The sequence below is a fragment of the Kocuria sp. cx-455 genome, assembly GCF_057707085.1.
The window spans coordinates 12,168-26,116 of the sequence record NZ_JBYIPM010000005.1 but is presented as its reverse complement, the minus strand read 5'-3'; the positions used below and the strand labels follow the sequence as shown (position 1 = coordinate 26,116).

Below are 13,949 nucleotides of genomic sequence, written 5' to 3'. Positions count from 1 at the left end.
GGTGGGGTACCGCCTCACTGGTCGATCAGTTTCATGGCGCGAATGAGTCGCTCGTGGCGTTTCATGCCCGCGGCGACCACCTGCGGGTAGTGCGCGTACCATCGCAGGTGCTCCGCGGCGACGTCGTCCTCCGTCACCTTCTCGCCACCGATGATCCAGTGATCGCGCGGGCCGCCCGCAAGATCCTCGGGGCGATAGCCCAACGCATCCAGCGTGGATTCGTAAATGGGCGCTCGAATGCCACCGAGCAATGCCCGCCCTGGATCTGCGACCTCGCCCGGTTCTCCCAGTTCCGCAAGAATTGCCCGGGCCACACCCATAAGCACCTCGTTACTCGGATGGTTAATCACGTGCGCGGCGTTAGGCCCCGCCGCTTCGAACAACGACGCCGCATCCACCGTTCCATGCGCGTCCTGCCGGGTCCGCAATTGATGCAGCGACTCGTCCCGGGAACCGCGAACGGCGGCCGGGGAAACCGGCTCCAGCAGCACGGCATGTTTGCCCTGGGCGGCGGCCACGAGCACCCGGAGGTCATGGTACGGCGCAACGGGCGGATCCGTGACCCTGGGTGCGCGCACGATCGCGAGCGTGGGCATGAGTGCCGTCCACCGCATCACGGGATACTTCACGGCGCGAGAATCGCGCGAAGTCATTGCGAGAATTTCGTCCGAACCCAGCGGCAATCCGCGATACCCGGAGGCCACCGGCTGGGTCGCCACAAAACTGCAGCGGTTCAGTAGCCGGGTGAGGTGCGGCAAGTCCTCGCCCAGCAGCTCATGGACCGGGGGAACCCGCACACCGTGCCAGCGGCCCTCCCCCGCCCCGTGCAGAAGCACGCGCAAGGACTCCGCCTGGCAATTGCCGTGCACCATGAACAGCGGCGCGTCCGGCAAATCGGTGAGCCCGTAGAACTCACCGTAATGCGCGCGGCGGCCGGGGTCGTGCGGATCGAATCCCAGTACCTCACTCATGTGCCACCCGTCCTTCGATCCGTTGATCCGTGGCTGCCGGACGAACCGCGGTACACACGGTTCTCATGTCCGATTCACCACGGTTCACACTACGTGTCTCGCGCAGTTCCAGCAGCCCGGGAGCGGTTTGTTCACCTCGTTCGCACAACGCACCCAGCGGCGCGGCCAGGGTGAGCGGCGCCAGCACGTCCACCAGGTAACGGCACCTGGCCCGGTAGCGCGGTTCCGGTTCCCCCGCGCGAACGCGGGGATCCTGGGCGAGAGCGGCCGGTTTCGACGTGCGGTCCACGAACCACACACCGGAGTCCGTGTCCCGGAGCAGCTGCGACGCCGTCAGGAACGCCTCACCGTCATTGGCGTGGCCGCGCACCCGCACCACAACGTGCGGTTGCTCGAAGACGATCCCCCGCCCCCGGGTGCTCGGCAGAGGAATGCGCTGGGCCAGCGCCATCGTTTCGGCGTCCTTGACGTCGCGAGTATCGGGCCGTCCGCCCAGATCCGGACCGTCATGCCAGGCCACAGCACCGGCAACGTGGGCGAAACGCGCGCCCGCCTGCCAACACCGGTACGCGAGCTCCCAGTCCTCTCCCCCGTAACCGGTCAGGGTTTCATCAAACCCGCCCACGGTTTCGAAGAGCTGCCGGTCCACGCCCATGAGCGCGCTGATGATGAGGCGGAAGTCCTCGACTCCGGCGTCCGCCAGGTTGTTGGTGCGGGCATAGCCGTCGGAAAGCCAGGCCGGGTCCGCGAGCCTGCGAGCGCCGTGGGCGCGCCCGGACGTGAGCCACTGCTCGATCCGGGCCGGCGTGCATGCCGAGACGTCCACGTGCCGGCGCGCGCCCACGGCCAGCACGCCGTGTTCGTCGCCGTGGACTTCGAGGCCCGCCAGCATCGCGGTGAGAAACCTCGGTTCGGGCATCATGTCGCCGTCGAGAAAAACGAGCCGGGCAGCGCGCGCAAGGGCTGCACCCTTGTTGCGAGCGGCCGCCGCGCGGAACCCCAGGTTGTCCTGCCGAGTCACGCGTACGGGGTACGACGTCGCGGGGATCGTCGGTGCCGCGGCCGAACCATCATCGCTGACGATGACCTCGAACTCGTGGTGCGCAAATTCTTGCCGTTCCAGAGCGCGAAGCAACCGATCCAGGCCGAGTTGATTCTCGTAGTAGGGCACGATCACGCTCACGCGGGGCGCATCGGGCGGACCCGCGGTCTCGACGGCCCGGTCGGTCACGCTCACGGCGAGGCCCGCTCGCCCGAAGACACCCGAGGCTGCGGCCCGCCCGCGTTCTTCGCTGCGTCGGGCTGGGAGTCCGGGGCTGCGGACGACAGCCTGGACCACTGAATCCGGGCGGCACGGACGGTGGACGGGACGCCGGAATCGTCCCAGTCCTCCTCGTCGATCCACGTGCTCGAAGGGTTGTCGAGCGCCGCGTTCAAGGCGGCGGGGAGGTCGTCGGTGAGGGTCAGCGCCCAGGGTGCGCGGTCGTGGAGTTCTTCGAAGAACGGGTGACGCACCACCACGGGACGGCGACCGCTGGCGATCCACCTCCCCACCGATCCCGATGCGGACACGTGCTCCGGCGCAACCACCGGAACGGTCACCGCGCGCGCCGCAGCGGTGAGTTCGTCCTCGGAGAGGAACCCCGTGACGTGAAATGACCGCCCCCGAGCGCGAGCGAGACGCTCGAGATCGGCCACGAGGTCCTGGTGACCTTCCGAGGGCCGGCCCAGCGCCACGACGTCGGCGCGGTGCGGGCCGGCCGCCAGGGACGCCAGGACGTGGTCATGGCCCTTGCCCGGGTAAATGAAACCGAGCAGGCCCACCGTGGCGGTGCTCGCGGGGAACCCGGGGGGCGCCGCGGTCGATCCCAGCGAGGGGGCACGGTCGATGGGCAGCGGATCCACGTGGATGTGGGTATCCGCCGGGATGCCCGTGTGGCGCGCCAGGAGACTCCGTTCAACGTGGCTGCTCACGATCACCGTGCGCGCCGCGTCAACCACGCGAGCGTAGCCGGCGCAGCGGACCGCGAAGGCGTGGCCGTCGGACGGCTGGGGAATGTCGTGGAGCGTGACGGACACCGGGCGGCGTGCGGCAATGCGTTCGACGGTCTGGGCGGCGGCCGCGGCGTCGCGGCCGAAAATCCGATCGGTGAAGTGAAAGTGCACCGGCCCGTCGCCGGCCAGGATCACCGGCAGGACGTCGGTGATCTCACCCTCGATCCGTTCCGCCTGCGGGCTGTGATCGGCCAGGGCGCTGCCGTGCATTCTGACCCCGTGCTGGACAGGGCCGACGATCGCCAGGGTGGGAACTTTCACCCCCGACACTGTACCGGATCGCCCGTGGGACGGGCCCGACGGCGCCGCCCCTCCGATCACGGGAGCGCGAGCCGGAAGACCTTACGCCACGCCTCGAGAACCTGCTTGGGCAGCGGACCGGAGGTGTAGGGAATCCCGTACTCTTCGCAGATCGCTTTGACCCGCGGTGCGATCTCCGCCATGCGGTTGGACGGCAGGTCCGGGAACAGGTGGTGTTCGATCTGGAAGGACAGGTTGCCGCTCATGAAGTGCATGGCCTTGGACCCGTCGATATTGGCCGACCCCATGGCCTGCCGCAGGTACCAGTGCCCGCGGGACTCGTTTTCAATGTCCTCTTCCGTGAACGTCTCCGCGCCGTCGGGGAAGTGACCGCAAAAAATCACGGCGTGGGCCCACAGGTTACGAATGACGTTGGCGGCCACGTAGCCCTTGATCGAGGACTTGGCCGAACCGGTCAGGGACGCCAACAACGGTGACAGGATGAAATCCTTGGCACTCTGGCGGCCGAACTTCTTCATGACGCGTTTGAAGTCCCTGAGCGTTGCTTTTCTGGACTTGGCCCCGGCCAGGTACTGGTCGAACTCGATGTCGTAAATGGCAATGCCCCACTCGAACATGGGTGCCAGACCGGCATTGATCACGGGGTTGAGCAGATTGGCCGGGCGCCACGGTTGTGACGGGTCCATGCGTAGGACGTTGTACCCGACATCGCGGTCCTTGCCGACCACGTTGGTCCAGGTGTGGTGGGTTTCGTTGTGGGTGCGCTTCCATCCGGAAGAGGGCGCCACGAAATCCCACTCCCACGTGGTGGAGTGGATTTCCATGTCGTTCATCCAGTCCCACTGACCGTGCATCACGTTGTGCCCGATCTCCATGTTTTCCAGGATTTTGCCGCCGGCCAGGCAGCCGACCCCCAGGAGCCACAACGGCTTGTGTTTGGAGAACAACATGGCCGCGCGCCCCGCCATTTCCAGACTCCGCTGGGCTTTGATGACCCGGTTGATGTAGCGGGCATCGGAGGCCCCCCGCTTGGCGGTGATGTCATCCCGGATGGCGTCGAATTTGACCTCGAGCTCAATGAGTTGTTCTTCGGTGAGGTTCCAGGGGTTGGGTGTTCGACGAGCCCGCTCTATCTCGACGGTGGGCGTGCGCTCTTCCAATGTTGCTGCCATACGGTGCTCCTTCTTGGGGATCTGTGTGCCTGCCGGCGAAACCTGTGAGGTGGTCTGTGGGAGTGCGGCGGCTCAGCTAAATGTCCAACGCGACCCAGGGCGCGGGGCGGGTGATACAGGTCTGGACCAGTCCGGGATCCTGCGTGAGGTCACCGGTGCGAATGTCGGACACCTGCCCGTCCGTCATGGGTACAAGACAACTGCGGCAGATGCCGATTCGGCAGCCGTGGGGCAGCTGCCGGCCCGAATTCTCCGCCGCCTCCAAAATGGAATCCGCGCCGGTCACCTCGAGGGTTTCATCCGACCGGGAGAAATACACTTCACCGTTACCGTTGGCGCTGGTACGCCGGGTGACGTCAAACCTTTCAACCCGACTCTCACCACCGTGCAGAACCGCGAGTTCTTGAACCCGGCTCACGAACGCGTCGGGACCGGACGAGTACATTTCGCGGTCCTGATAATCCGGGCACAGGCGCGGGACGTCACCGGTTTCGGAGAAATCAATTCGGCCATCCTCCCGGCTGAACCAGAACTTAGGTTTCAGGCCCGGGAATTGATCGGCAAGCTCCAGGATTTCATCGTGGAAGATGCAATCCTGCGGCGATCTGGACGAGTAAATCAGGACCACATCATGGTCGGGGCGCCGCGGCATGAGGGTGCGCAGCATGGACATCACTGGCGTGATGCCGGAACCCGCAACAATGAACAGGATGCTCGCCGGTGTCTCGTCCAACACGAACTGCCCGGACGGTTCCTCCAGGTACAGGAGCGTTCCGGGGGTCGCCTCGTGGACCAGGTTCTGGGACACCTCGCCGTTGGCTTTCACGGTGATGGAGGGATCGTGACCCTCGGCCGCGCTGATTGAAAATGGTCGCCACACACGTTTGCCGTTCAGGGACACACCAATGCGTGCCCACTGACCTGCCACATGTGGAGTCCAGCCGTCACCGGCCCTGAAGTAGATCGTGGCCGTATCCGACGTTTCACGCACCACACGGGACACGACACCTCGGGTGTAACGGGCGCTCGCCAGGTTGTGGAACACCTGGAGAAAATCTTTGGGATCGCGCGGGTAGGTCAATTGCGAAACGGCAAATTTCAGGACTTTGCGAGCGCGGTTCTTCTTCACTCTAGGCACCCACTTCTTGGCTGTTGCCGATCGTTGACATCTGAATGTCAGGTTGCTCTTTCTGCGTACGGAACCGGTTGTGCAACCGGTCTCCGATGCCGGAACCTGGTAACGATCCGTGCGGGTCCTCGGTCTCGATACTGTTTGACCACGCGTGGCCACAACTTCTTCACCGTAACAACCGGGCATGCGTGCCAACACCAAGCATCCTGTTGGTTACCTGGACGGAAACTTGGCCGCGTCGCCCATGAGCTCTGTCATATTTTGCACTTGTGCAAATATGCACTAGTGCATAGTATGTACCAGTGCCAGAAAATCAAATGTCATTACGTGAACGGCATCGAGCCCGGACTTCCCGCGAAATCCACGAGGCGGCATGGGAGCTGACTCAACGTAGTGGGTACGGTGCCACCACCGTCGAAGCCATTGCCGAACGCGCAGGGGTTTCCAGGCGGACGTTTTTCAACTACTTCCCTTCCAAGGAAGACGCGGTCCTGGGCCTGACGCCGGTTCATATGCCGCAAGCCGATGTGGAGCGTTACCAGGACCCCGCCAACGGTGATGAGTTCTCGCGTACCGTACGACTTTTCTTGGCGGTCCTGCGGCATTCCTCGAGCTTCAGCGCGACCGGCAAGGAACGCAAGGAGTTGCTCGCGGCCAACCCCGAACTGTCCCGAAAGACCAGCCAGCACATCACGGCCGCCGAATCCTTGGTGGCCACCACCATCGGGGAGCATTCCAGTGCGACAACCAGCACCCGGTCGTGCGAGAGATCCCAGGCGTACGTCCTGATGGCCGGAGCGGTCCTGAAGTACGTCTACCGAAACCACGAAGACCTGACCATCAATTGCGACCCGGACTTCCTGGACCGCGCAGTGGAACAGGCACTGTCCGTCTTCCGATCTGCATTCAAGGAGATTTCATGAGCCACAGTACGGCAGCTGCAACGACCAGACGGTCGGGCAGACACTTGGCGGAACCTGCGCCCCAGCTGGCGCTACTGTTTGCCGCCCTGATGATGGTCATGCTGCTGGCCGCCCTGTCCCAAACGATCCTCTCCACGGCGTTACCCACCATGGTGGGTGAACTGGGCGGGGTGGATCACATGAGTTGGGTCATCACGGCCTACATCCTCGCGTCGACCATCATGATGCCCGTGTACGGGCGGATTTCCGATCTCCTGGGACGCAAACCCATTCTGCTCGCCGCGGTCGTGTTGTTCATCGTCGGTTCATTGATCGGTGCCGCTGCACAGACCATGGGCCTGCTCATCGCAGCCCGCGTGGTTCAGGGTCTGGGTGGCGGCGGGCTGATGATTCTTTCCCAGGCAGCCATCGCCGACGTCGTTCCCGCCCGCGAGCGCGGCAAGTACATGGGCGTCATGGGTGCCGTCTTTGCGGTGTCTTCCGTGGCCGGTCCGCTGCTGGGCGGCTGGTTGACCGAAGGGCCCGGCTGGCGCTGGGCCTTCATCATCAACATTCCGTTGGGCGTCCTAGCCTTCGTCGCCGTGGTCGTGTTCCTCAAGATTCCCCGCTCAGAACGCGCCGAATCCCTGCACATCGACTACCTGGGCATGGTGCTTCTCGCGTTGTCCACCACCACCCTCATTCTGGTGTGCACGTGGGGCGGCCAACAGTACGACTGGCTTTCCCCGCAGATCATCGGCCTTGCCCTGGCCACGGTTGTCGCCGCCATCGCGTTCATCGTGACCGAGTCGAAAGTGGAGGACCCGGTGATCCCCCTGTCGTTGTTCTCGGACCGCAACTTCACGTTGACCACGGTGGCCGGGTTGATGGTGGGCATTGTCATGTTCGGTGCCCTGGGGTACATGCCCACCTACATTCAAATGGCCAAGGGCGTGGACGCAACCACTGCGGGGTTGCTGATGACGCCCATGATGGGCAGCCTCCTGGTCACCTCCATCGTGTCCGGGCAGATCGTGTCCAGGACGGGCAGGTACAAATTCTTCCCCCTGATCGGCATGGTCATCACCGGGTTGGGGTTGTGGCTGATGTCCACGATGACCGCGTCCGATCCCATGTGGAAATTGTGCGTGTTCATCGCCGTCTTCGGCGCGGGCATCGGTTTGAGCATGCAGATCCTGGTACTCATCGTGCAGAACTCGTTCCCCAATCGCATGGTCGGTACCGCAACCGCGTCCAGCAACTTCTTCCGCCAAGTGGGCGCCACCGTCGGATCGGCCGTGGTGGGTTCGGTGTTCGTGACGCGACTGCACGATTTGCTGGCCGAGCGCATGCCGCAGGCCGCCGCGAACGCGCCGGTCAGCGCCAACTCCCTGACACCGGGCGCGGTACAGGGTTTGCCGGACGCTCTACGATTGCCCGTGATCGACTCCTACAATGATGCGCTGCTGCCCATCTTCTTGTTCATGGCGCCTCTCACGCTCATCGCCCTGGTGCTGCTGTTCTTCGTGGTGGAAAAGCCGTTGGCCACCAAGATCGACCGCGGCGCCGTCGCATCGGACTCCGACGAGCCCGGCGAGTCAGCCGGTGCGGACCCCGCGCTTCACGGCACGGATCCGGCCGTCACCGACCCCTCGCCCGCCACGCTGGAGGAGAGGTCGGAACAGTATTCCGTCTCATCCCGCTCGTGAGCAGTATCTGACCTTCGTCCTGCGCGTCGGTCACAGCATCGACGGTGCGACCGGAAACCAGCGTTTCCAGGGTCGCACCGTCGATGCTCTTGCAGGACCCGTCAGGATCGGGGCGCCGGCGTCGCTCGGGCGGATTAGGACGCGCGAACGGTTACTCCGCGCTCGGTAGTTCCCGGCGAATGTCCGCCACCAGGTCACTGATCAACTCGGGAGCGTCATCCAAGCGGGCCCGCAACGAGGCCATCTCGAGGCCGTGCAGTAGTCCCACCGCGTAGCGGTCCTTCCCGGTGCGCTGGAAGCTTCGAGCCACGCGGGCCAGCCAGTGTTCAATGACCGCGCAATCCGTGAGGGAACCGAGTTCGTTCTGGTAGTCCTTGGCGTACGACGCCGCTCTGGAGCGTTTCTTGCCCGGCTCGACGTCTGCACGGTCCAGGGCATCGCTGACGTAACGCACGGACTTGATAGCCTTGCGGGCATCATGCAGGTGATCGAAGTAAATCGCCAGACCCACAGGATCCTCATCCGCTGAGGCCAGCCGTTCACTGAGCTCGGCACCCAGCTCGCTGACCTCTGCCCTGCCGGTCTGCGAATCGACGGTCGGCTCGGCCGTGGCCTTGTGAATCACGTCGGTCAAGGCGGTGCTCATCACGGCCTTGGCGAACTTCTTGGCGGACATGTGCGCCGCCTGCTCGCCGAATGAACTGTCCCGGGACAGGGCCCGCAGGTCCTTCAACAACTGAAGATGCGCGGGACTCTCCAGCATGCGACGGACGGCGCGAGCGGCGTGGGCGATGCCCGTCTCCGACGCGCCGAACAGGTCCTGCCGGGCGGAGGCCGTGATCTGGCCCTGGAATTCGCCATCCAGGCGCTCGTGCAATTGTTCCGCCGCGACTTCCTCATCGCGGGCATCGCTGAGCGCACGTGCCAAAGTCTTGAGACGATCCTCGAGATCGGTCCCCACATGCTCGGGAATGAAGTTCCGTGCGGCGTGCAACACGCTGCGAAGGGCCCGGCTGCGCACTCGCATTTGATGCACGGAATCCTTCGCGTCGATACGCACGGCGAAATCCCAATGCTGTAGTTGGCGCGTCAAGGTTTCGCACATGGCGTTCAGAACATCCTGGCCGGTGGCCGGTGCGTCCTCGCCCGAATCTTCCGCTCGCTTCGGCTTGGCCGGCACCTCGTCCTGGCCCAGAGCACGGGCGATCTTGGCCCGCGACGAGGACTGAACCGCTCCCGCTTTGAACAACACGTCCTCCACTGCGGCGAACACCGCCTTGGACTCCTTCTTGCTCAGCGTGTCGGAGCTCAACTCTGTCTCGCACTCGCTCCATTCCCGGTCGGCCTCGGCCCGCTCGTCCCGGGCGGTCACGAAATCCACGCACAGCACAGCGTGCTGTCGACCGTCCTCGGCTCTGATGGGGTACTCGGTGCGGTGGGTTTTGATGGTCGCCACGGGGCTCAGATGTTCGTCCAGCGTGATCCCGACGAGCGTCTTACGCAGCGCCGCGGGTATCCGGTTGGAACTCTTGAGGGGCTCGTAATGCAACTCTCCACGGGCCTTGCCGGCCTTGTACTTCACGTGCCAGCCGTCGTCACCACCACCCGCACGACGCCGCACGGCCACGTTGGCGGCACCGAGCGCGAGATCCTCGGTGTCGTAATACACCGCTGTCATGTCATAGATAGTGGGTTCCCCCACCGTGAATCCCTTGATCTTGTGCGGTTTGATCTTGCCAGCCTGCTCGGGCGGCAGGTCGTACTTGCGTTCAATTTCCCATTGGTGCTGTGCCATGACACTCCCTAGATATGAAACGCGCCGCGACCTGCCCTCATGGGAACGGTCGCGGCGCGGTGTCTAGATACTTCTTGAAAGGTTTTCGGTGGTGCGCGCTAGGCCCGGCGACGTTTCAGAACATCGTCCAGGTTGAGTGCGGCGGACTCGCGGGAACCGGCCTCGGCGGCGTCCTTCAACGTGCTGGATTTGGCGGCCGGTCGCTGCGGCACCTGCAGGGGCTCGGGTTCGCGCGGGGGAACCACCGGAGCCTGCGTGTACAGCGGTTTGGGAACCGGAACCGGCTTCCAGGTGGTTTTGTTCTCGAACGTGGGTGCGGTGGAACGAGCGACCTTGAGAGCTTCGGCACGCAGTTCGTCCACCGTGTAGGCGGGCTCGTGGCTCGTGCCGGTCGCCTCGTGCTGCGGGTGTTCCACGTGCTCGGGCAGATCCAGCGCGGCCATGGCACGGCGTTCACGGTCCTGCTCGTCCTGACGATTCTCGTCCTCATTGTCAAAGAGCTGCTGCTCGGGCTGCTGCACCGGCGCGCTCACGGAGCCGCGGGCGCGGCGCGCGTTCTGCTCTTCGACGGCGAGATACCGCAGACCCGCCACGCAGCCGGCACCCAAGAGTGTGAGAACGGTGGGCACTGCCCAGGTCACGGCGGTGAAGGGAGCCATGACACCGGTGAGCAATGCGGTGAACAGCAACATGGCCCCGGCCAGGAAAATCAGGGTCCGATCCCATCGGATGCGCATGCCGGCCATGGGGCGGCGCGCGGTTGCCGCGGTGGACGGTTCCGTTACCGGCGTCTCCATGGTGCTCTCCCGTTCATAGGTTGACGTCTTGGGCGTAAGACTCACTGCTGTGCGCTGGAGGCCGTTGCGGGGCGTATCGAACCGAAGGTCGCTCGCATCCACTTGGGCCAGCACGGGGGTGTCTTCACGACGCAGGATTCGCGGCGCCAGCCATACCGCGCACAATACGCACACGATGGCCAGAACGGCCGAGCTGCTCACCCACGTCAATCCCACGAACCCACCCTAAGGGAGCGCGGGACGAATTCTGAGCCGCACAGCACCGTGTTGCTTACAGTGGTGTCATTATCTGCTTTACTACGCGGTGCTTTCTTCAGAGTACCCGTGCCGAGCTCGTCAGGACCGACCCCTGTGCACGGTCATAGGTACGTTGGAACCGGTGAAGCGGTGCACCAGCCCGTGGGGAACCTCCGGTGACGTCAACGCAAAGCTTCGGTGATCACGCCAGTGCCCCGAAATGTGCAGAAAGTCTTTGCGTAATCCTTCGTCCCGAAATCCGAGTTTCTCCACGACCCGCAATGATTTGGTGTTCTCCGGCCGAATATTGATTTCCATCCGGTGCAGATGCAAGTGCTTGAAACAGTAATCCGTGGCCATTGCGACCGCCATGGGTGCTATCCCCCGACCCGCCTGGGCGGCGTCCACCCAGTACCCCAGGCTCGCCGACCGGAATGACCCCCCGATGATGCTGGACACGCTCAGCTGGCCCACCAGCTCGTGGCGGTCCGTGTCCGGGTTCAGCTCCGTGATCAACCAGGGCAGGGACGCGCCCTGTCTTGCCTGAGTGCGCATGAGCCTGACGAACTGACGGAAGGTGGGCGGATCTCCCCCGGGCAACGGGTTGCTGGCTTCCCACGGTTCCAACCATCCGCGGTTCCGGTAGCGGACGGAGTCCCATTCGGTGCGGTCGCGCATGGACAATGGGCGCAGCGTGAGCTGCGCCCATTGCACGCTCACCGGCCACACGACATCAGTGCTCACGGTCGTCCGGATATCAGTCCTGCAGATCCTTGGCGAATTCCTTGACCCATTCGCGCAGGTCCGGGCCCAGGTCGCCGCGCTCGCAGGCGAGCACAATATTGGCCTTGAGGTAGGACAATTTATCGCCGGTATCAAAGCGTCTGCCCTTGAAGATCACGCCGTACATGCCGTGCGCCTGATCGCCCTTGTCGGAGATGGTCTGCATGGCGTCCGTCAGTTGGATTTCACCGCCGCGCCCCGGAGGGGTGTTCTCCAGGATCTCGAAGATCTCGGGATGCAGCACGTAGCGGCCGATGATGGCAAGGTTGGACGGTGCCTCATCCGGTGAGGGCTTTTCCACCAAGCCGTTGACCTGGACGTACTCTTCACCGTCCACCGCGGTGATGTCCGCGCAGCCGTAGGCGCTGATCTGGTCCTTCGGCACCTCCATGAGGGCCACGACCGACCCGCCGGTGGCCTGCTGGACGTCGATCATGCGTTCCAGCAGATCTTCGCTCTCGTCGATCAGGTCGTCACCGAGCAGTACGGCAAAGGGGTCCTCACCCACGTGGGTCTTGGCACGCAGCACTGCGTGGCCCAGCCCCTTGGGATCCTGCTGGCGGAGATAGTGAATTTCACCGAGGTCGGAGGCGTGCTCTACTTCCTTGAGCAGCTTGTCCTTCCCGGATTCGTTGAGGGACGCCTCGAGCGCGGGCACGCGGTCGAAGTGGTCCTCCAGGGCGCGCTTGGAACGTCCCGTGATCATCAGGACATCGTCCAAGCCGGCATCAACAGCCTCTTGGACCACGTATTGAATGGCCGGCCGGTCAACCACCGGCAACATTTCCTTGGGCATGGCCTTGGTGGCGGGCAGGAAACGGGTTCCCAGACCCGCCGCGGGAATGACCGCCTTGTGGGCGCGCTTGGTTTGAATAGGACTCATAGACTCAGGTTAACGGACGATCCTTCTGAGCAACTGATTGAGGCGAAATATGCAGGCTTTGTCATCGCGCCGGGGTGTAGGGACACTCGGTGCCCGCCCATTACCCGTCACCGACCACTGCTCGAACCGACCGCGGACGGGGTTGTGATGGGATTCGGGCCCCCGGGCGAGACCACGAAAACCGACCTCCGGCAGCGCATCCTGGCCGAGCGGCGTCGGCGTTCGCCCGAGGTACGTGAGGCGGCGTCGCGCGCGCTGGCCGGACACCTGATGCGGAAGTTGGCCGTGACGTCCACCGGGGACCTCGCTGCCTTCCTTCCCCTCGACACCGAGCCGCCGCTACTGGCCGCACTCGAGGCGGCCCACCGGGGCGGCCACCGGGTGTGGGTCCCGGTGGTGAAGCCCGATCGCGCCATGCTGTGGTGTCAGTGGCGGCCGGGCATCACCCTCGCGGCGGGTTCGCTGCCGGGCCTGCGTGAGCCGGTGGGGCCGCGGCACGACATGGAGGTTTTCGAGACCATCCATCTCATGATCATCCCGGCCGTTGCGGTGGGCGCCGACGGCGTTCGGCTGGGTTTCGGGGGCGGCTACTACGACCGTTTCCTGGAACGTCTTACGGCCGCGCAGCCCTTACCGGAGATGCTCGCGTGCGTGTTCCACGACGAGATTTTGCAGCCGGGCATCATCCCGCACGAGTCCCACGACGCCGTCATGACCCAGGCACTGACCGAACGCGGCATAGTGGCCCTTGGCGGCATCGAAGATCACACCCCCGCCTCGGCGCGTGCGGAGTAGAATTAGCACTCGATCCACACCAGTGCCAACCCATAGTGAGGAATTCCGTGCCCGTTTACGCCTACGGCTGCAAGAATTGCGGCCATGCCTTTGACATCCGTCAGTCCTTCTCGGATGACGCCCTGACCGAGTGCCCCGAATGCGGCGGTCAGCTGCGCAAGAAGTTCAACACCGTGGGCGTGGTGTTCAAAGGCTCCGGTTTCTACCGCAACGATTCTCGTTCGGACGCCAAGTCCTCCGGCTCTAATGCTTCGGATTCCTCGACCCCGTCTGAGAAGTCGGCGTCGTCCGGGGCTTCCGAGAAGGTCACGGCCGCGGCGGCTTCCTCAGCGAGCACTAACTCCGGCTCCGCAACCTCCTGATCCGCGGCGGGCGCACTCCACAGTGTGTTCGTTACGCGGGAGTTCGTGAACTTGCGTCCGCCTCGCCCGCGGGGCCAGTCGTGGCCGCCGGGACT

At 64.3% G+C, this 13,949-nt stretch carries 13 protein-coding genes; 4 read left to right on the top strand and 9 right to left on the bottom strand.

Annotated elements, in window-relative coordinates; translation table 11 throughout:
• Positions 1-14: 14 nt before the first annotated feature.
• From AC3ENJ_RS08475 to AC3ENJ_RS08455, 5 genes are all read right to left on the bottom strand, one after another.
• The gene (locus tag AC3ENJ_RS08475) at positions 15-971 is read right to left on the bottom strand and encodes a WcbI family polysaccharide biosynthesis putative acetyltransferase (RefSeq protein WP_431813717.1); all 957 of its coding nucleotides are present in this window, start codon (positions 969-971) and stop codon (positions 15-17) included.
• Positions 964-2,208: a glycosyltransferase gene (locus AC3ENJ_RS08470; protein WP_431813716.1), complete on the bottom strand. Its 1,245-nt coding sequence runs from the start codon at positions 2,206-2,208 to the stop codon at positions 964-966. The genes AC3ENJ_RS08475 and AC3ENJ_RS08470 overlap by 8 nt, the downstream gene beginning before the upstream one ends.
• Positions 2,205-3,287, bottom strand: coding sequence for a glycosyltransferase family protein (locus tag AC3ENJ_RS08465; RefSeq protein WP_431813715.1), 1,083 nt, complete (start codon positions 3,285-3,287; stop codon positions 2,205-2,207). Before AC3ENJ_RS08465 ends, AC3ENJ_RS08470 begins: the two co-directional genes overlap by 4 nt.
• A gap of 56 nt (positions 3,288-3,343) precedes the next feature.
• Positions 3,344-4,459: a fatty acid desaturase family protein gene (locus AC3ENJ_RS08460; protein WP_431813714.1), complete on the bottom strand. Its 1,116-nt coding sequence runs from the start codon at positions 4,457-4,459 to the stop codon at positions 3,344-3,346.
• 76 nt (positions 4,460-4,535) lie between these two features.
• Complete coding sequence (locus tag AC3ENJ_RS08455; RefSeq protein WP_431813713.1) at positions 4,536-5,588, bottom strand: flavin reductase family protein; 1,053 nt, start codon at positions 5,586-5,588, stop codon at positions 4,536-4,538.
• 305 nt (positions 5,589-5,893) lie between these two features.
• Between AC3ENJ_RS08455 and AC3ENJ_RS08450 the strand changes: the two genes are divergently transcribed.
• Positions 5,894-6,514: a TetR/AcrR family transcriptional regulator gene (locus AC3ENJ_RS08450; protein ID WP_431813712.1), complete on the top strand. Its 621-nt coding sequence runs from the start codon at positions 5,894-5,896 to the stop codon at positions 6,512-6,514.
• Positions 6,511-8,202: an MDR family MFS transporter gene (locus AC3ENJ_RS08445; RefSeq protein ID WP_431813711.1), complete on the top strand. Its 1,692-nt coding sequence runs from the start codon at positions 6,511-6,513 to the stop codon at positions 8,200-8,202. The genes AC3ENJ_RS08450 and AC3ENJ_RS08445 overlap by 4 nt, the downstream gene beginning before the upstream one ends.
• 151 nt (positions 8,203-8,353) lie before the next feature.
• Here the strand turns inward: AC3ENJ_RS08445 and AC3ENJ_RS08440 are convergent, their stop codons facing one another.
• From AC3ENJ_RS08440 to galU, 4 genes are all read right to left on the bottom strand, one after another.
• Entirely contained in the window at positions 8,354-9,997 is a 1,644-nt protein-coding gene (locus AC3ENJ_RS08440) for a CYTH and CHAD domain-containing protein (protein WP_431813710.1), read from the bottom strand.
• A 98-nt stretch (positions 9,998-10,095) separates the two neighbouring features.
• Positions 10,096-11,010, bottom strand: coding sequence for a hypothetical protein (locus tag AC3ENJ_RS08435; RefSeq protein ID WP_431813709.1), 915 nt, complete (start codon positions 11,008-11,010; stop codon positions 10,096-10,098).
• A 120-nt stretch (positions 11,011-11,130) separates the two neighbouring features.
• Positions 11,131-11,775: a GNAT family N-acetyltransferase gene (locus tag AC3ENJ_RS08430; protein WP_431813708.1), complete on the bottom strand. Its 645-nt coding sequence runs from the start codon at positions 11,773-11,775 to the stop codon at positions 11,131-11,133.
• 13 nt (positions 11,776-11,788) lie between these two features.
• Complete coding sequence (gene galU / locus AC3ENJ_RS08425) at positions 11,789-12,697, bottom strand: UTP--glucose-1-phosphate uridylyltransferase GalU (protein ID WP_431813707.1); 909 nt, start codon at positions 12,695-12,697, stop codon at positions 11,789-11,791.
• A gap of 147 nt (positions 12,698-12,844) precedes the next feature.
• On the opposite strand from galU, the gene AC3ENJ_RS08420 reads away from it, so the two are divergent.
• Together AC3ENJ_RS08420 and AC3ENJ_RS08415 are read left to right on the top strand one after the other, a co-directional pair.
• Positions 12,845-13,492 carry a 5-formyltetrahydrofolate cyclo-ligase gene (locus AC3ENJ_RS08420; RefSeq protein WP_431813706.1) on the top strand — a complete coding sequence of 216 codons (648 nt, stop codon included), beginning with the start codon at positions 12,845-12,847 and terminating at the stop codon, positions 13,490-13,492.
• A gap of 47 nt (positions 13,493-13,539) precedes the next feature.
• Entirely contained in the window at positions 13,540-13,854 is a 315-nt protein-coding gene (locus AC3ENJ_RS08415; RefSeq protein ID WP_431813705.1) for an FmdB family zinc ribbon protein, read from the top strand.
• Positions 13,855-13,949 lie beyond the last annotated feature (95 nt).